The sequence below is a fragment of the uncultured Roseibium sp. genome (genome assembly GCF_947496995.1).
Taxonomy (GTDB): Bacteria; Pseudomonadota; Alphaproteobacteria; order Rhizobiales; family Stappiaceae; genus Roseibium.
In genome coordinates, this window is record NZ_CANMFD010000001.1 from 345,063 (window position 1) to 360,821 (window position 15,759).

Consider the following 15,759-nt stretch of genomic DNA (forward strand, 5'->3'; position numbering starts at 1 on the left):
CGTGTCAAAGCTAAGCGCAATGCCTACCTGACCTAAGGCAGGTCTGGCAAGGCTGGCTCTTCGGCTAGCCGATTATCCTCATGCCTGACAGGAGGGACAATAAAATGTCGACCGTCCCGATTGCACCAGCCGGGCAATGCTGCCTGCGCAGCCCGGCGTCCTGCAGGCCTCGCCCTCCCGGTCATATACGGCAAAGGAATGCTGAAAATAGCCGAGCGTGCCGTCGGTCTGCGTATGGTCCTTCAGGGAGGAGCCGCCTGCCTTGATGGCCTCTTCGAGGATCGCCCGGATGTTCGCGGCAAGAAGGTCGGCCTTCTTTGCCGGCCGCCCGGATTTTGTCGCCAGCATGCCGGCAGGGCTTTGCGGGCTGAGGCCCGTTCGCCAGAGAGCCTCGCATACATAGATGTTGCCGAGGCCCGCGATGAACTTCTGGTTCAGCAGCGCGGCCTTCAGGGGCATCTTGCGCCCCGCGAACAGCCGCGCCAGGGTGGCGCCGCTCAGTTCATTGCCAAGCGGCTCCAGGCCGAGTTCCCTGAAATAGGGGTGCGCGGCCAGCTCCGGCCGGGACACAAGGTCCATGAAGCCGAAGCGGCGCGGGTCATTATATATAATGCGCGCGCCGGGTCCCGCCGTCGTTTCCAGGTGGAACACCACATGGTCGTGTTTCGGGTCCTTGTTGCGCGGATGGGCGAATTGGCCGGGAAGATCCTCCGCAAGGCCAGCCTCGATCCGGAACGACCCGGACATGCCCAGATGCATGATCAGGACGTCGTTGCTGTCGATGTCCGCAAGCAGATATTTTGATCGGCGCGAGAGCGCCGTCACCCGCTTCCCTGTCAGCCGGTCCGCAAAACCGGCCGGAAACGGAAAGCGCAGATCCGGGCGGTTCTGCTCGACCCGTGCAATGAGCGCGCCTTCGAAGGTCGGCGCGAGACCCCGTTTGACGGTTTCGACTTCCGGCAGTTCAGGCATTTGAAGCTTCTCGTGGTTGGCTGTCTGGTGTCATCGGATCGCACATTAGTTGCTCCCGGGGTCTGGTTTCAGCTTCCGTTGCGCGTTATAGGCCTGCGTCATATGGCTTTTCTATCCCGGCGAAGATAGCGCTTTGCAAGGGCTTGTACTATGGTTCGGCGCACTTTGACGAGACAGATCCCGCACCAGCATCCGCGTTCGCAGCAACGCGCAAAAGTTGACCTTGGAGGCGCTTCATGACGCAGCAGGCACACGGGCAGACCGGTTCATCCAGCCGTTCTCCGGAAGACATGCCGACCAGCTTCGGCTTCACCAGGGTTGACGAGGGCCGCAAACAGGCCCTGGTGGACGATGTCTTTCACAAGGTTGCCGAGCGCTATGACCTGATGAACGACCTGATGTCCGGCGGTTTTCACAGGGTCTGGAAAGACGCGATGGTCTCGCATCTTGCGCCGCCGAAATCGGGAGGCCGGGGCTGGCGTCTTCTCGACGTGGCCGGGGGCACCGGCGATATCGCCACAAGGGTCGTGCGCCGGTCGGGCGAGACGGTCGAGGCCGTGGTCTGCGACATCAACGAATCCATGCTCGGTGTGGGCCGGGACCGGGCTGAAAAGGCCGGTCTTTCCAACCTGATCACGTTTGCACAAGGCAATGCGGAAGAGCTGCCGTATCCCGACAGGAGTTTCGACGCCTACACGATCGCCTTCGGTATCCGCAATGTGCCGGACATCCCCAAGGCGCTCGGTGAGGCGTACCGTGTCCTGAAGCGGGGAGGGCGGTTCCTCTGCCTGGAGTTCTCGGAGGTCGAGGTTCCGCTTCTCGACAAGGCCTATGATGCCTTTTCCTTCAAGGCGATTCCCGCGATAGGCAAGATGGTGACGGGAGACGGCGATCCCTATCAGTATCTGGTGGAATCGATCCGCAACTTCCCGAACCAGGAGCGCTTTGCCGAGATGATCCGCGAGGCCGGGTTCGAACGGGTCACATATCGCAACTATTCCGGCGGCATCGCCGCTCTGCATACCGGCTGGAAACTCTGATAGATGGCGCTTCCGGTAATGCCTTTTTTCCGTCTGGTGCGGGCGGGATTTGTAATGGCGCGCGAGGGCGTGTTCGGTCTGGTCTCCCTTCCGGACCTGCCGGCGGGGCCAAGGTTCGTCATTGCCTCGGCGCGGCTTCTGGAGCGCCGGGCGGTAAAGAGCAAAAGCGCGGATCTGCGCCTCTCGGACGCCCTTAACAGGCTGGGTCCTTCCTACGTCAAACTTGGTCAGTTCCTTGCGACCCGCGCCGATGTGGTCGGCAAGGACGCCGCCCGCGAGCTGTCGGCGCTCCAGGACAGGTTGCCCGCCTTCGGTCACGATGCAGCCCGCAGCGCTGTTTCCGAACAGCTGGGTCAGCCGGTGGAAGAGATCTTCGCCGAGTTTGGAGAAGCGGTCGCGGCCGCCTCCATCGCGCAGGTGCACCCCGCCGTGATCCGCGATGGCGATGGCGCGGAGCGGAAAGTCGCCGTGAAGATCCTGCGCCCGGGCGTCGCGCGCCGCTTCCAGCAGGATCTGGAGAGCTTTTATCTGGTCGCGCGTCTGGCCGAGAAGTTCCATGCCCCCTCGCGCCGCCTCAGGCCCGTAGCCGTCATCGACACGCTGGCGCAATCCGTTGCCATGGAAATGGATTTCCGTCTCGAGGCGGCGGCCCTGTCGGAAATGGCCGAAAATACCGCCAACGATCCGGGCTTCCGGGTGCCCGGTGTCGAATGGCTGCGCACCGCCAAGGGCGTGCTCACCATGGAGTGGATCGACGGCCGCAAGATGTCGGACGTCGAGGGCATGCGCGAAGACGGTCATGACCTGGAAGCGCTGGGCGCTGCGGTCATCCAGAGCTTCCTGCGCCACACCCTGCGGGACGGCTTTTTCCACGCGGACATGCACCAGGGCAATCTGTTCGTGCAGGCCGACGGCACGCTCGTCGCCGTCGATTTCGGCATCGTCGGCCGCCTGAACAAGCGCGAGCGCCGTTTTCTGGCGGAGATCCTCTTCGGCTTCATCACCCGCAACTACAAGCGCGTCGCGGAAGTCCATTTCGAGGCCGGATATGTGCCGGCCCATCAGGATGTCGACATGTTTGCCCAGGCGATCCGCGCCATAGGCGAACCGATCCACGGGCACGACGCCAGCGAGATTTCCATGGCCCGGCTGCTCACCCAGCTGTTCGAGGTCACCGAACTCTTCGAAATGCGCACCCAGACCCAGTTGCTCATGCTGCAGAAGACCATGGTCGTGGTCGAGGGCGTGGCCCGCTCGCTCAATCCGAACCTCGACATGTGGCGGACCGCCGAGCCGGTGGTGGGAACCTGGATCAGGGAAAATCTCGGTCCGGCCGGCAAGCTCCGCGATGCGGGCGATGCATTTTCCGCGCTGGCCCGGATCGCCAACGACATGCCGATATTCGCCGACAGGATCGGCCGCATGTCCGAGGAACTGGAAAGAATGACCGCTTCCGGTCTGCGCTTTGACAGCAACACCGCCGAAGCCATAGGCAAGGCGGAAGCGCGCCACACCCGTTCGGGCAGGATCGCGCTCTGGGTGATCGCCCTGTCAGTGGGCGCCATCGCCGTGCATGTGATCTTCTAGCGCAGATGCATATGGGGATCCTTGATCCCCATATACTTCAGACGGTGCCGCCCAGGCTGCCCTCGAGCGCGACCAGTTCCTGACCGCCTGCCATCAGATCCTGCAACTCTTCCGGCTCGATCTGACCTCGTTGGGCGGTGCCCAGGGTCTTGCCCCGGTTCAGGACGGTGAAACGATCACCGACAGCCATTGCATGGCGCACGTTGTGGGTGATGAACACCACGGCGATGCCTTGTTTGCGCACCTTGTCGATGGTCGCCAGAACATTCGCGGTCTGCCGCACCCCGAGAGCCGACGTCGGTTCATCGAGGATCAGCACCTTTGCCCCGAAGTGCACCGCGCGGGCGATGGCGACGGTCTGACGTTCGCCGCCGGACAACGTGCCGACCGCCTGGTCCGGGCCGCGCAGGTTGATGCCCATCTGGCTCATTTCCTCCATCGTCACCCGATCGGCATGCTTGCGGTCGAAGAACGATATGCCGGCAATCTTTTTGGTCGGTTCGTTCCCCATGAAGAAATTCCGCGCCACAGACATCAGCGGGATCATGGCCAGATCCTGATAGACGGTCGCGATACCGGCGGTAATCGCGTCGCGCGGATCCTCGAAGTGCATCTCATGACCTTCGAAGAGGATTTCGCCCTTCGTCGGCTTGTGGACGCCGCTCATGGTCTTGATGAAGGTGGATTTGCCTGCGCCGTTGTCGCCCAGGAGACAGTGGCATTCACCGGGGAAGATATCGACGGACACGCCAGCCAGGGCGATGACGGAACCGAAATGCTTTTCGATCCCTTTCATCTGGATGATGGGTGCATGGGTGGTTCGGGAATTCATGTTACCGCTCCCCTGTGATGATGCGCCGAATATAGGTGTTCAGGATCACGGCGAGCAAAAGGATCACGCCGAGGAACACCCGAAACAGGGAGCTTTCGACACCGGCGAAGAACAGTCCCTGCTGAACGACACCGAAGATCAGCGCGCCCAGGGCAGCCCCCAGAACGGATCCATAGCCACCGGTCAGCAGGGCGCCGCCGATAACAACCGCAATGATGGCCTCGAATTCCTTCAGCAGACCCCGGTCCGCGCCCGCGGAGCCGAACTCCATGACCTGGCAGGTGGCGAAAACCGTTGCGCAGAAGGCGGTGAAGGTGAACATGAGGATCTTTACCCTGTTCACCGGCACGCCGACGTAGCGCGCGGCCTGTGCGTCGCCGCCGGAGGCGAAGATCCAGTTGCCGAACTTGGTTTTGGTCAGCAGCACATGGCCGAAGATTATCAGCAGGATCGCCCAGACGATCAGCATCGGGATCCCGTCGACAACCGGTTCGCCCTGCCTCGAGCCGCGCTCGAACGTGGCGATGAGGTCATGTTCGCCGAGAAACTGGAAAAATCCGGTCAGGATCTTGCCGCCGAAAAACGGAGCGAGCCAATCGCCCTCGGCCTGCTCGCGGATACCGCCGATGATGGTCTTGTTTTCGAGAAGCTGAGGGAAATAGATCGTGAAACCGCGCAGGATGAACAGCGTCGCCAGCGTCACGATGAAACTGGGAAGGCCGGTCCTGACCACGATCACCCCGTTGAGCGCCCCGATCGCGAGGCAAAGGACAAACGCCACCAGGATGGCCAGCCAGACAGGCCAGCCGAGCGTTACCGAGAAAATCGCGATCATCATCCCGGCAAAGCCGATCATCGAACCGACTGACAGGTCGAATTCGCCGGCGATCATCAGGAGACAGGCCCCCACCGCTATGATCATGAACTGCGCCGATACGGTCGACCAGTTCAGTACGCCCTGGCTGTTGAACATGCCGCTGTCGTGGGCAAACAGCAGAAAGAAGGCGAATACGGCGATCGTACCGCAGATCCCACCAAGTTCGGGCCGGATCAGGGCGCGCCGAAGCGACGACATTTCCTTGACACGTTCATCGGCAACAGGCTTTGGCTGCGTTGTCTCTGACATCGCTCGCGCTCCGTTTCTCGATTGGAAGAATTGAAAGACGGAGGCGCCCGCTATCGGGCGCCTCCGCTAAGTTCAGCGGTATTCGCCGGCGAACTCTTCAACCTTGGTCAGCCCGTCAGCGGTGACGAAGCCGGGGCCAGAGTTGATGTTGTTGCCCGGCAGAACGCCGTAGCGGTGGTAGTTGGTCAGGATGACGACCGGCATGTAGGCCTGCAGGAAGGGCTGCTGATCGATCCCCCACTGGATGACACCGGACTTGATGCCTTTGACGATTTCATCGCCCAGGTCGAACGTACCGAAATAGATGTCGCCGGCCATGCCGTTTTCGTTCAGCGCCTGCATGGTCGGGCCTGCGGAGACCGGACCCAGCGTCAGGATGCCGTCGGTTTCAGGGTGAGCCGACAGATACGCCAGGACCTTGTTCTTGATTTCTGCCGGGTCGGTGCCGCTGTCCAGCATGGAATCGCCCAGTTCGACGCCGAGACCGTCGGCAAAGCCGCGGCAGCGTTCCCCGACCGTGGGCTGCTGAATGGCGTGGTTGACGCACAGGAATGCGGTCACGCCGTCGCCTTTGGCGCGCGTACCGGCTGCAAGGCCGGCGTCATATTCGGGCTGGCCGACATACATCAGGGCGCCGACGTCACGGGCCTGCTCAGGCGTGCCGGTGTTCATGATGATGACGTCGATACCGGATGCGACGGCATCCTTGATCGGCCCCTGAAGCACATCGTAGTCGGCAAGAGTGGTGATGAGACCGTTGGGCCCCGATGCGACGACCTGTTCGATGATCCGGGCCATGTCGGCGACATCGCCGGTCGGCGGGTTGCGGTATTCGACCTCGACGTCCATCTGCTCGCCGGCAAGCGCAATGCCGTTCTTGATGGTGTTCCACCAGCTGTCACTGTCGGGCGCGTGGCTCACCAGGACATATTTCTCCCCCTCGGCGGAGGCCGCGGTCGCCGCCATCAGCGGCACCGCCGCGACAGCTATCGCAAGTGCGGCTTTCTTTAAAATTGAAGTCATGTAGTCCTCCCAGTTTTGACCAGAACTCTGGTCCGAAAACGGCGTTGGTCCGCCCTTCGTATTCCAGACAATCACATCCGGGAAAAAATTGCAACCGGTTGCAAAAGACTTCAATCAGTGTCACCATGCGTTTTGATGAGCCTGATGATAAAAGGAGCCGCAATCGGGTCGGAGATTTGTGAGCATGCCGAAGACTTTAAAGGATGTCGCTATTCGTGCGGGCGTTTCACGCTCCGCGGTCTCGCGCACCTTCACCGATGGCGCTTCAGTTTCTGACAAGATGCGCCGCCGCGTCCTGAAGGCCGCCGCCGAACTCGGATACAGCCCGAACGCGCTTGCCTCAAGCCTGACAACAGGGCGGACAAAGCTGATCGGTCTTGTCTCCAACAACTTTCACAACCCCATCTTCCTGGAGGTTTTCGACCGGTTCACCCGTGCGCTGCAGGAAAAGGACCTGCGCCCGCTGCTGGTCAATCTTTCCGATGAAACCGATCCGGCAAGTTCCGTGCGCATGCTGCGGCAATATTCGGTCGATGGTGTCGTGGTGGCCTCGTCGACACTGCCGCCGGGATTTTCCAAGGCGTTTCGCGATGCAGGCATGCCTGTCGTGCACGCCTTTGGCCGCCCGACCAGCTCACCCGAAGTCCATGTCGTCGGCATCGACAATATCGAAAGCGGGCGGATGGCGGCACGCACGCTGATCGCGCGTGGATACAGTGACGTCGGGTTTCTTGGCGGTCCGGAAACAGCAACCTCCACACAGGACAGGTTGCATGGATTTCTGGCGGAAATGGCGAACCACCCGAACATTCGCGTCAGACATTCCTTTGCCGACGCCTATTCGTTCGAAGCCGGCCGGCGCGAGATGTTGCGGTTGTTGGCGGATGATCCCGCACAGGCCTATTTCGGCGGTGACGACGTGTTGTCCATCGGCGCGCTGTCGGCAATCGGAGAATGCAATCTGACGGTGCCGGGCGATATCGGCATCATCGGTCTGAACGACATGGAAATGGCCGCGTGGCAGAACATCAATCTGACCACCATCCGCCAGCCGATCCGTCACATCGTCGCCTCCTCCATCGAGCTGATGACCGAAATGCTGAAGGATCCGGACCGGCTGCCCGAGTCCCGGATATTTGCCTGCGAGATTGTCGAACGCGGCACCTTGCGTCCCTTGAAGGCGCCGGAAGCCGGGGCTACCCTGGCTTCCGGCTGAAGTTAACGGAACATCGGCGGCCGGGCGTCCATCCAGGCGCCCTGGTTCTTCGCCGAAGCCACGGCCGTGTGGACTGCCGCCATCGACCGCACGCCATCGGAAGAGTTCGGCAGACCGTCCCGGACTTCACCCCGGATTGCATCGGCCAGATCGCAATAGATGTTGGCCACTGCCAGCGGAAACCCTTCGGGATGCGCGATGGAAACGCGCGACAGACGCTGTGCGTCGGCGTGCAGTCCGGCCTCGCCCTTCTCGATGATCTGTGTGCGGCCGCCCACCGGTGTGTAGATCAACTGGTTGGGCTGCTCGGACTGCCAGCGCAGGCCGCCGGTTTCGCCAAACACCTGGATATCGAAGCCATGCTGGCGGCCGATCGCAACCGATGACGTCCACAGCCGACCGACCGTTCCGCGCGACAGGCGGAAATTGACCATCGCGTCGTCCTCGAGCACGCGGCTGGGGATCGTCGATGCGAAATCGGCGGACAGTGTGGCGACCTCGTCGTTGCAGATGAAGCTGGCCATGTGAAGCGCGTGAATGCCGCAATCCGCAAACTGGCCGGAAACCCCGGCCATGGCCGGGTCATAGCGCCAGCGGACTCTGGGATTGTCCGCATCTGCTGCATCGCCGTGATGGCCGTGGCTGAAGTTGGTGACCACAAGGCGTACCTTGCCGATTTCACCCGCCTGCACCATTGCCCGCGCCTGACGCACCATCGGATAGGCCGAGTAGCAGTAGTTCACCGCGCAGATCTTTCCCGTGGCCTTGGCCACCTTGACGATCTCCTCGCCTTCGTCGACCTGCATGGTCATCGGCTTTTCGCACAAAACGTTGAACCCGGCTTCAAGAAAGGCTTTGGTAATCTCGAAATGCGTGGAGTTCGGGGTTGCCACCGTAACCAGATCCACCTTGTCGGGGCGGTCCCGTTCTCCGGCCAGCATTTCCTGCCAATCGCCATAGGCGCGGTCTGCCGCCACACCGAGCCTGCGGGCATAGTCTCGGCCAATGTCCGCACGGTGGTCCAATGCGCCGGCGGCAAATTCGAAAAGCCCGTCAGCCTGCGCCCCCAGCCGGTGCGCCGGTCCGATCTGGCTGCCTTCACCGCCACCAATCATGCCCCATTTCAATTTTGCCATGTCTTTGCCTTTCCTGGCATTACTATGTTCGACATTCGCCAACCGGGTCCCGGTCGGCAGTCAGAATCCGATGGATTGAAGGTATTCGCGGTTGGCCCGTGCGTCTTCAAGCGGGGTGCCCGGCATGGAGGGGTCGCAGTCCTGCTCGACCGTGCACCAGCCTTCGAAACCGGCATCCAGAAGACGTTGACGGACGGCGGGAAAATCCACGTCACCCTGACCGAGATTACAGAAGATGCCTTGGCCGCAGGCCTTGTAGAAATCGGTGCGCCTGGCGACCACGTCGGCTTTGACTGCAGGATTTATGTCCTTGAAGTGCATGTAGGAAATGCGGTCCATGTGACGATCCATGAAAGCCACCGGGTCAAAGCCGGCATAGCTGTGATGGCCGGTGTCGAAACAGATCTTCAGGATGGTTTCGTCGACCTCGTCCAGCAGGCGTTCGAGCTCTGGCTCGAAGTCCATGAAGCCGGCGGCATGAGCGTGAATGCCGACGGTCAGGCCGTATTCCTCGGTGCCCATCCTGGCAATCGTTTCGATACGCTCGCGGAAGGCGGCCCATTCTGCCGAACCCATCTGTTCGGCCTCATCCGCACGGCCGGCCGTGGGGGCGCGGCGGGGCGAAATGCTGTCGATCAGCACCAGATGCTGTGCCCCATGCGCCACCAGCGCCTTGCAGGTACGCTGGCTTGCGTCCAGGACTTCGTCCCATTTCGCGGGATCATGGAAGGGGCGGAACACGACACCACCGATGATTTCCAGATCGCGTTCCGCCAGCGCGGGCGCAAGAATGGCGGGATCCTCGGGCATGTAGCCGATGGGTCCGAGTTCGATCCCCTTGTATCCCGCGCCTGCGCACTGGTCGAGGACCGACTGCCATGTGGGGTAGGAAGGATCGCTTGGGAATTCGATGCCCCATGAACACGGGGCATTGCCAATGCGAATAGTCATTTTGCGTAGCCTTTCAGATACTCAGAACGCCGCCACGTCCTGCCAGGTTTTCGATTCGGAAGACGCGAGGGCGGTGGCCACGATGCGGTTGACCTCCATACCGTCGCGAAAGGTCGGCCAGACCGGCTTGCCGGTGTCGATGGCCGTCAGGAAATCCTTGGCCTCGATGATGATCTGGTCCTGGTAGCCGGTGCCGTGGCCCGGCCCCTGACAGAAGGGTTCGTAATCCGGATGCGCGGGGCCGGCCAGGATCTTGGTGAAACCGCGCGTCGCATCGGGGCCTTCCATACGATACAGCCACAGGGCGTTCTGATCTTCCTGATCGAAGCGGATCGCCCCCTTGGTGCCGGAGATCTCGTAGGCATAGCCCATCTTGCGTCCGGTCGAGATCCGGCTGAAATACATCTGCCCCATTGCGCCGTTTTCAAAGCGGCACATCATCTGGGCGTGATCGTCGTTGGTGACGCTGCCACCGGGCCGTTCAGCGTGCACGGTTTCGACCTCGGCGATCAGGCGGGTGATCGGGCCGATCAGCGCCAGCGCGCCATTGATCATGTGCGGTGCCAGGTCCCCCATGGTGCCGTTTGACATGCCCGTCGTGCGCCAGGTCGCGGGGGCCTGCGGGTCGGCCAGAAAATCTTCGGTATGCTCGCCGCGAAACCATGTGACGTCGCCGATTTCGCCGTCTGCCACAAGTTGGCGCGCAAAGTGGCTGGCGGGGGTGCGGATATAGTTGAAACCCACCATGTTGATGGCGCCGCTTGCCGTCGCCGCAGCCACCATCGCGCGGCTGTCGTTCAGCGAGGCGCCCAGCGGCTTTTCACAGAATACCGGTTTGCCGAGGGCGAATGCGGCTTCAGCGGCAGCGCGATGCGTGTCTTGCGGTGACGCGATGATGACGGCTTCGACACCCGGGTCCTGGACGAGGTCGAGCCAGGAATCCGTGCACCGGGCAAAGCCGTAGGCACGCCTGTATCGCTCGGCGCTTTCCATGCTGGTGGCGCAGATCATTTCCAGCCGGGGGCGGAGTGCGGTGTTGAACACGGCAGCAACGCTGGCCATGGCAACGGCGTGAGCCTTGCCCATGTAGCCACCGCCGATGATTCCGATGCCGATGTCTTTCATTCCCCTAGCCTCCCGCGGAAATATAATTTGCAACCGGTTGCAAACTTTGTATCTTGAGATTAGAAACCACGCAAGTTGCAATCGGTCCGAGACCGGAAATTCCCAGGAGGGCCTGCCAAGATGAGCAAGGTAAGTGAAAAACTCCGCCTGACGACCTCGCAGGCGATCATTCGCTGGCTGTCCAATCAGTTCATCGAGATCGATGGAGAGGAACTGCGCGTCTGCGGTGGCGGCTTCGGCATTTTCGGTCATGGCAACGTGACCTGTCTGGGGGAGGCGCTGAATTCGGTTCGCGAGGAACTGCCCCTCTATCGCGGCCAGAACGAGCAGAGCATGGGATTTGCCGCAGCGGGTTATGCAAAGCAATGGCTGCGCCAGCGGTTCATGTTCTGTACCGCGAGTGCAGGTCCGGGTACGTCGAACCTGTTGACCAGCGCGGCGCTGGCTCATGCAAACCGGCTGCCGATGCTGCTGTTGTGCGGCGATACCTATGCCACCCGGCTGCCTGACCCGGTGCTGCAACAGATGGAAAACTTCGGCGACCCCACCTTCGGGGTGAACGACGCCTTCAAGCCGGTGGTGCGCTACTGGGACCGGATCAGTCATCCGGCGCAGATCCTGTCCTCGCTTCCGAACGCCCTCGCAACCCTTCTGGATCCGGCGGATTGCGGCCCTGCCTTCATCGGATTGCCGCAGGACGTTCAGGGCTGGGCATATGACTATCCTGCCATCTGGTTCGAAAAGAAGGTGCATCGCATTCGTCGCCAGACCCCCGACATGGCTGAAGTCGCGGATGCGGTGGCGCTGCTGAAAACCGCGCGCAGGCCGATGATCATCGCCGGGGGCGGAGTGCAGTATTCCCGTGCTGTGGAAGAGCTGACCAGCTTTGCCGAGGTGCACCGGATACCTGTTGTCGAAACCATCGCGGGCCGCGCCAACATGCTGGCGACCCATCCGCTCAACATCGGTCCCATCGGGGTGACCGGCTCGAATTCCGCCAACGCCATCGCGGAACAGGCAGATGTGATCCTCGCTGTGGGTACGCGCTTGCAGGATTTCACCACCGGTTCGTGGACCGCCTTTTCCAGGGAGGCGCGCTTTATCTCTGTCAACGCTGCGCGCCATGACGCGGTCAAGCACATGTCCCTGCCGGTCGTCGGCGATGCCAAACTGTCGCTCGAGGCTCTTGCTGCCGGTGCCGGGGGATATTCGGCGCCGGAAGAATGGACCGCCGAAGCCACGGGCTATCGGGCGGACTGGGATGCTTATGTCGCGCAAAACGTTGCGCCGGGAAACAGGCCCAATTCCTACGCGATGGCCATCGGCGTGGTGAACGATCTGTGCGATCCGCGCGATCGTGTGGTCGCCGCAGCCGGCGGGCTGCCGGCAGAGGTCACCGCCAACTGGCGCACGCTCGCAGCGGGCACGGTGGATGTGGAATTCGGGTTCTCCTGCATGGGATACGAGATTGCCGGCGCCTGGGGCGCGCGCATCGCCCAGGCCCAGCGCGAGCCCGATCAGGACACCATCGTTTTCATCGGCGACGGCTCTTACATGATGCTGAATTCGGACGTTTATTCCTCCGTTCTCAGCCAGAAGAAACTCATCATTCTGGTGCTCGACAACGGCGGTTTTGCGGTGATCAACAAGCTGCAGAACAACTCCGGCAATGAAAGTTTCAACAATCTGATCGCCGATTGCCCGACCATCCCCGAGCCGTTCGGCGTGGATTTCGAAGCCCATGCGCGTTCGCAGGGGGCAATTGCCGAAACCGTGGCGAACCCGGCAGAACTCGGCGAAGCCTTCAAGCGCGCCAAGGCGGCGGAGAAAACCACGGTCATCTGCATGAAAGTGGACGCTTACGAAGGCTGGACCAAGGAAGGGCATACCTGGTGGGAATGCGGTACCCAGCAGGTCTCTGACGATCCGAAGGTCCGGGCAGCCCATGAAGACTGGGAATCGGCCCGTCCCAGGCAAAGGCAGGGCGTCTGATGGCCGATCTGGACCGCATCAAGGGCAATAGTTTTGTCATTCTCGGGCGCGCCGGGATGGACCTTTACGCCGACCCGCCCGGCACCAGAACCGAGGACGCAACGCATTTCTTCACCTGCCTGGGAGGATCGTCTGCGAACATCGCCGCAGCCATAACCCGGCATGGCGGTCAGGCCGCGTTGGTCACCACGGTGTCGAACGATGCGATCGGGCGTTTTGCGCTCAACCAACTCGATCGTTACGGCATCGAGCGAACTCATGTGAGATCGGTCGGCGGCGAGGCGCGAAACTCCCTTGCCGTGGTGGAAAGCCGGGTCGAGGACCACCAGTCGGTGATTTATCGCAACGGGGCCGCCGATTTCGAAATGACCGTCGACGATGTGGCGGCGGTGGACTACAGCAGCTATTCGGCGCTGATCACCACCGGCACGGTGTTTGCCGCCGAACCGTCGCGCAGTGCCACCTTCCACGCCTTCGAGGCCGCCCGCGCGGCTGGCCTTCCGTTGATCTTCGACGTGGATTACCGGCCTTACTCCTGGCCTTCAGCGGAGGTCGCCGCGGACGTCTATTCCCGCGCGGCCGCAATGTGCGACATCATTGTCGGCAATGATGTCGAGTTCGGCTTCATGGCGGGCGATTATGACAAGGGCCTGGACAAGGCCCGCGACCTGGTTGCCACCACCGCCCGGATCGTTGTCTACAAGATGGGTGAGGAGGGCGCGATCACGCTGACCCCCGAAGGTGAATTCCGCACCGGCATTTATCCCGTGACGGCCCTGAAACCCACTGGTGCAGGCGACAGTTTCATGGGCGGGTTCATTGCGGGCCTCGCCGAGGGACATGACTTGCGCGATGCGGTTCTGCGCGGCTCTGCCTGCGCGTCGATCGTCGTCAGCCGTGTCGGCTGCGCGCCCGCCATGCCCACACCCGCCGAGCTTGAGAATTTCCTGTCCTCGCACCCCGGCCCCACAACACCCTAAAAGGGAAGAAGACATGCATATCGCGCCCCATGACAACCAGAACAAGCCGATTGTCGACGTCGACAACCCGTTGGTCCCTCTGAACTATTTCAACATCGTCAAGCTGAGGAAGGGCGACGCGTTCGAATATTGCGTTCCCGGCTATGAGACCTGCATCGTACCGGCGACGGGCACCGTGGATGTCGAGATCGAGGGCGTTCGCTTCGAGGCGCTCGGCAATCGCACGGTTGATGTCTGGGACGGCGAGCCCGAGGGCGTCTATGTGCCGGTCGGCGCCAAAGTGACAATCGTCTGCACCTCCGATGAAACCGAAACCTTCATCGCAGGCGCGAAGTACGACAAGGTTCTGGAACCTTTCGATGTGCGCGGCGACGGCATCGACCGTGTGCAATATGGTTCAGATGACACCAAGACACACCGCAAGATCAAGCATATCCTCGGCGCCAACCATCATGACAAGGTCGGGCGGCTGCTGGTCAGCGAATTGTTCACCGTCGGCCAGGGCGGATGGTCCGGATTCCCCAGCCACAAACACGACACCGACCGCCTCCCCGTCGAGACCCGTCATGACGAAACCTATAACTTCAGGTTCAAGCCCAACTACGGCTCCGGCGTCCAGATGCTCCAGCGCGAGGACAACAAGCCCGGCGACGCCTATCACATCATGGACGGCTCCACGATCTGCCTCGACAAGGGCTATCACCCCTGCGCCGTTCTGCCCGGATACGAGATGTATTATTTCACCATCCTCGGCGGTCTGAGCCAGCGATCCCTGGTGCAGTATTTCCAGCCGACCCATGCCGCGCAGCTGGAAACCATTCCGGGTATCAAGGACATGATCGCGAAGTTCAAATGACCCTTGTCACCCTGTCGGATGTGCTGCAGCCCGCTCTGAAAAACCACTACGCCGTGGCCGGACTGGTCACGTTGGGATGGGAGGATATGCGCGCCTATGTGGCCGCGGCCGAGGCTGAGAACGTGCCGGTCATTCTGCAGGCCGGGCCGGGGTGCCGCGAACACACGCCATTGCCCGTTCTGGGCAAGATGTTCCGGTATCTGGCCGAGAACGCTTCTGTTCCGGTCGTGGCCCATCTGGACCACGGGTACACATTGGACGAATGCAGACAGGCGCTGGACGCCGGGTTCACGTCGCTCATGTTCGACGGCTCACGTCATCCCCTGCAACAGAATATCGACGAAACCGCCGCCATCGCTGAAATGGCGCATGCCGCCGGCATTTCCTGCGAAGGTGAGATCGGCTTTGTCGGCTATTCCGGCGGCGAAGCGTCTGCCGGAACCGATCCTGAGGAGGCCGCAAAATTTGCCCGGGAAACCGCGGTCGACGCCATGGCGATCTCGGTCGGTAACGTGCACCTGCAGCAGGACAAGCAAGGCGGGCTCGACGAGCCCCGCATCCGCGCGATCGAAGCCGTGACGACCGTGCCGCTGGTCATTCACGGAGGTTCGGGCGTGCCGGTGGAACAGCGCACGGCCCTGGCCCGGGGGTCGGCCATCTGCAAATTCAATATCGGCACCGAATTGCGCATGGCGTTCGGTCATGCTCTGCGCGAGGCAGTCAACAGCGACCCGTCCCGCTTCGACCGGAATTCAATCCTGAAGGACACCCACGCCCCGGTGGTCGCGGCCACGCGGCGGGTTCTCAGCGCTTTCAAGGCGAATTGACACCAGCCGGCAATCGAACAGGTTGATGCCATGCCGATTGAGCGGCGGTACAAGGCTCGGGGCCTTGCTGTTCCAGAATACCGGTCATTGGAAGAA

Annotated in this window: 14 protein-coding genes; 7 read left to right on the plus strand and 7 right to left on the minus strand. The window is 61.7% G+C overall.

Annotated elements, in window-relative coordinates; translation table 11 throughout:
• Positions 1–78: 78 nt before the first annotated feature.
• Positions 79–972, minus strand: coding sequence for a bifunctional DNA-formamidopyrimidine glycosylase/DNA-(apurinic or apyrimidinic site) lyase (mutM, locus tag Q1B40_RS01555; RefSeq protein ID WP_299808988.1), 894 nt, complete (start codon positions 970–972; stop codon positions 79–81).
• A 290-nt stretch (positions 973–1,262) separates the two neighbouring features.
• Here mutM and ubiE point away from each other — a divergent pair, with 290 nt between their 5' ends.
• On the plus strand, positions 1,263–2,012 hold the full coding sequence (gene ubiE / locus Q1B40_RS01560; protein WP_299812479.1) for a bifunctional demethylmenaquinone methyltransferase/2-methoxy-6-polyprenyl-1,4-benzoquinol methylase UbiE: 750 nt from the start codon (positions 1,263–1,265) through the stop codon (positions 2,010–2,012).
• Between the two features lie 3 nt (positions 2,013–2,015).
• Positions 2,016–3,599: a 2-polyprenylphenol 6-hydroxylase gene (gene ubiB / locus Q1B40_RS01565; protein WP_299808991.1), complete on the plus strand. Its 1,584-nt coding sequence runs from the start codon at positions 2,016–2,018 to the stop codon at positions 3,597–3,599.
• Positions 3,600–3,636: 37 nt separating this feature from the next.
• On the opposite strand, the gene Q1B40_RS01570 is transcribed toward ubiB, so the two are convergent.
• The 3 genes from Q1B40_RS01570 to Q1B40_RS01580 all read right to left on the minus strand — a co-directional run bounded on the left by Q1B40_RS01570 (position 3,637) and on the right by Q1B40_RS01580 (position 6,580).
• Positions 3,637–4,431, minus strand: a complete 795-nt coding sequence (locus Q1B40_RS01570) for an ATP-binding cassette domain-containing protein (RefSeq protein ID WP_299808994.1) — start codon at positions 4,429–4,431, stop codon at positions 3,637–3,639.
• 1 nt (position 4,432) lies between these two features.
• On the minus strand, positions 4,433–5,557 hold the full coding sequence (locus Q1B40_RS01575; RefSeq protein WP_299808997.1) for an ABC transporter permease: 1,125 nt from the start codon (positions 5,555–5,557) through the stop codon (positions 4,433–4,435).
• A 72-nt stretch (positions 5,558–5,629) separates the two neighbouring features.
• Positions 5,630–6,580, minus strand: coding sequence for a sugar ABC transporter substrate-binding protein (locus Q1B40_RS01580; protein WP_299809000.1), 951 nt, complete (start codon positions 6,578–6,580; stop codon positions 5,630–5,632).
• Between the two features lie 184 nt (positions 6,581–6,764).
• Here Q1B40_RS01580 and Q1B40_RS01585 point away from each other — a divergent pair, with 184 nt between their 5' ends.
• Positions 6,765–7,796, plus strand: coding sequence for a LacI family DNA-binding transcriptional regulator (locus Q1B40_RS01585; protein ID WP_299809003.1), 1,032 nt, complete (start codon positions 6,765–6,767; stop codon positions 7,794–7,796).
• A gap of 2 nt (positions 7,797–7,798) precedes the next feature.
• On the opposite strand, the gene Q1B40_RS01590 is transcribed toward Q1B40_RS01585, so the two are convergent.
• The 3 genes from Q1B40_RS01590 to Q1B40_RS01600 are packed head-to-tail and all read right to left on the minus strand — an operon-like array spanning position 7,799 to position 11,008.
• Positions 7,799–8,932 carry a Gfo/Idh/MocA family oxidoreductase gene (locus Q1B40_RS01590; protein ID WP_299809006.1) on the minus strand — a complete coding sequence of 378 codons (1,134 nt, stop codon included), beginning with the start codon at positions 8,930–8,932 and terminating at the stop codon, positions 7,799–7,801.
• 60 nt (positions 8,933–8,992) lie between these two features.
• On the minus strand, positions 8,993–9,883 hold the full coding sequence (locus tag Q1B40_RS01595; RefSeq protein ID WP_299809011.1) for a TIM barrel protein: 891 nt from the start codon (positions 9,881–9,883) through the stop codon (positions 8,993–8,995).
• A gap of 21 nt (positions 9,884–9,904) precedes the next feature.
• On the minus strand, positions 9,905–11,008 hold the full coding sequence (locus Q1B40_RS01600; RefSeq protein ID WP_299809013.1) for a Gfo/Idh/MocA family oxidoreductase: 1,104 nt from the start codon (positions 11,006–11,008) through the stop codon (positions 9,905–9,907).
• A 120-nt stretch (positions 11,009–11,128) separates the two neighbouring features.
• Here Q1B40_RS01600 and iolD point away from each other — a divergent pair, with 120 nt between their 5' ends.
• From iolD to Q1B40_RS01620, 4 genes are read left to right on the plus strand one after another with little or no spacing between them, the layout of a single operon-like run.
• The gene (iolD, locus tag Q1B40_RS01605) at positions 11,129–13,000 is read left to right on the plus strand and encodes a 3D-(3,5/4)-trihydroxycyclohexane-1,2-dione acylhydrolase (decyclizing) (RefSeq protein WP_299809015.1); all 1,872 of its coding nucleotides are present in this window, start codon (positions 11,129–11,131) and stop codon (positions 12,998–13,000) included.
• A complete protein-coding gene (iolC, locus tag Q1B40_RS01610) occupies positions 13,000–13,980 on the plus strand; it encodes a 5-dehydro-2-deoxygluconokinase (RefSeq protein ID WP_299809018.1) in 981 nt (326 codons plus the stop codon). The genes iolD and iolC overlap by 1 nt, the downstream gene beginning before the upstream one ends.
• Positions 13,981–13,993: 13 nt before the next feature.
• On the plus strand, positions 13,994–14,836 hold the full coding sequence (locus Q1B40_RS01615; protein ID WP_299809021.1) for a 5-deoxy-glucuronate isomerase: 843 nt from the start codon (positions 13,994–13,996) through the stop codon (positions 14,834–14,836).
• Positions 14,833–15,663 carry a class II fructose-bisphosphate aldolase gene (locus Q1B40_RS01620; protein ID WP_299809025.1) on the plus strand — a complete coding sequence of 277 codons (831 nt, stop codon included), beginning with the start codon at positions 14,833–14,835 and terminating at the stop codon, positions 15,661–15,663. The genes Q1B40_RS01615 and Q1B40_RS01620 overlap by 4 nt, the downstream gene beginning before the upstream one ends.
• The last annotated feature ends 96 nt before the right edge of the window (positions 15,664–15,759 follow it).

Coding starts and splice junctions, on each gene's coding strand:
- iolC (WP_299809018.1), top strand. CDS start 13,000: ATGGCCGATCTGGACCGCATCAAGGGCAATAGTTTTGTCATTCTCGGG.
- Q1B40_RS01600 (WP_299809013.1), bottom strand. CDS start 11,008: ATGAAAGACATCGGCATCGGAATCATCGGCGGTGGCTACATGGGCAAG.
- Q1B40_RS01590 (WP_299809006.1), bottom strand. CDS start 8,932: ATGGCAAAATTGAAATGGGGCATGATTGGTGGCGGTGAAGGCAGCCAG.
- ubiB (WP_299808991.1), top strand. CDS start 2,016: ATGGCGCTTCCGGTAATGCCTTTTTTCCGTCTGGTGCGGGCGGGATTT.
- iolD (WP_299809015.1), top strand. CDS start 11,129: ATGAGCAAGGTAAGTGAAAAACTCCGCCTGACGACCTCGCAGGCGATC.
- Q1B40_RS01615 (WP_299809021.1), top strand. CDS start 13,994: ATGCATATCGCGCCCCATGACAACCAGAACAAGCCGATTGTCGACGTC.
- Q1B40_RS01595 (WP_299809011.1), bottom strand. CDS start 9,883: ATGACTATTCGCATTGGCAATGCCCCGTGTTCATGGGGCATCGAATTC.
- Q1B40_RS01575 (WP_299808997.1), bottom strand. CDS start 5,557: ATGTCAGAGACAACGCAGCCAAAGCCTGTTGCCGATGAACGTGTCAAG.
- Q1B40_RS01585 (WP_299809003.1), top strand. CDS start 6,765: ATGCCGAAGACTTTAAAGGATGTCGCTATTCGTGCGGGCGTTTCACGC.
- ubiE (WP_299812479.1), top strand. CDS start 1,263: ATGCCGACCAGCTTCGGCTTCACCAGGGTTGACGAGGGCCGCAAACAG.
- Q1B40_RS01570 (WP_299808994.1), bottom strand. CDS start 4,431: ATGAATTCCCGAACCACCCATGCACCCATCATCCAGATGAAAGGGATC.
- mutM (WP_299808988.1), bottom strand. CDS start 972: ATGCCTGAACTGCCGGAAGTCGAAACCGTCAAACGGGGTCTCGCGCCG.
- Q1B40_RS01620 (WP_299809025.1), top strand. CDS start 14,833: ATGACCCTTGTCACCCTGTCGGATGTGCTGCAGCCCGCTCTGAAAAAC.
- Q1B40_RS01580 (WP_299809000.1), bottom strand. CDS start 6,580: ATGACTTCAATTTTAAAGAAAGCCGCACTTGCGATAGCTGTCGCGGCG.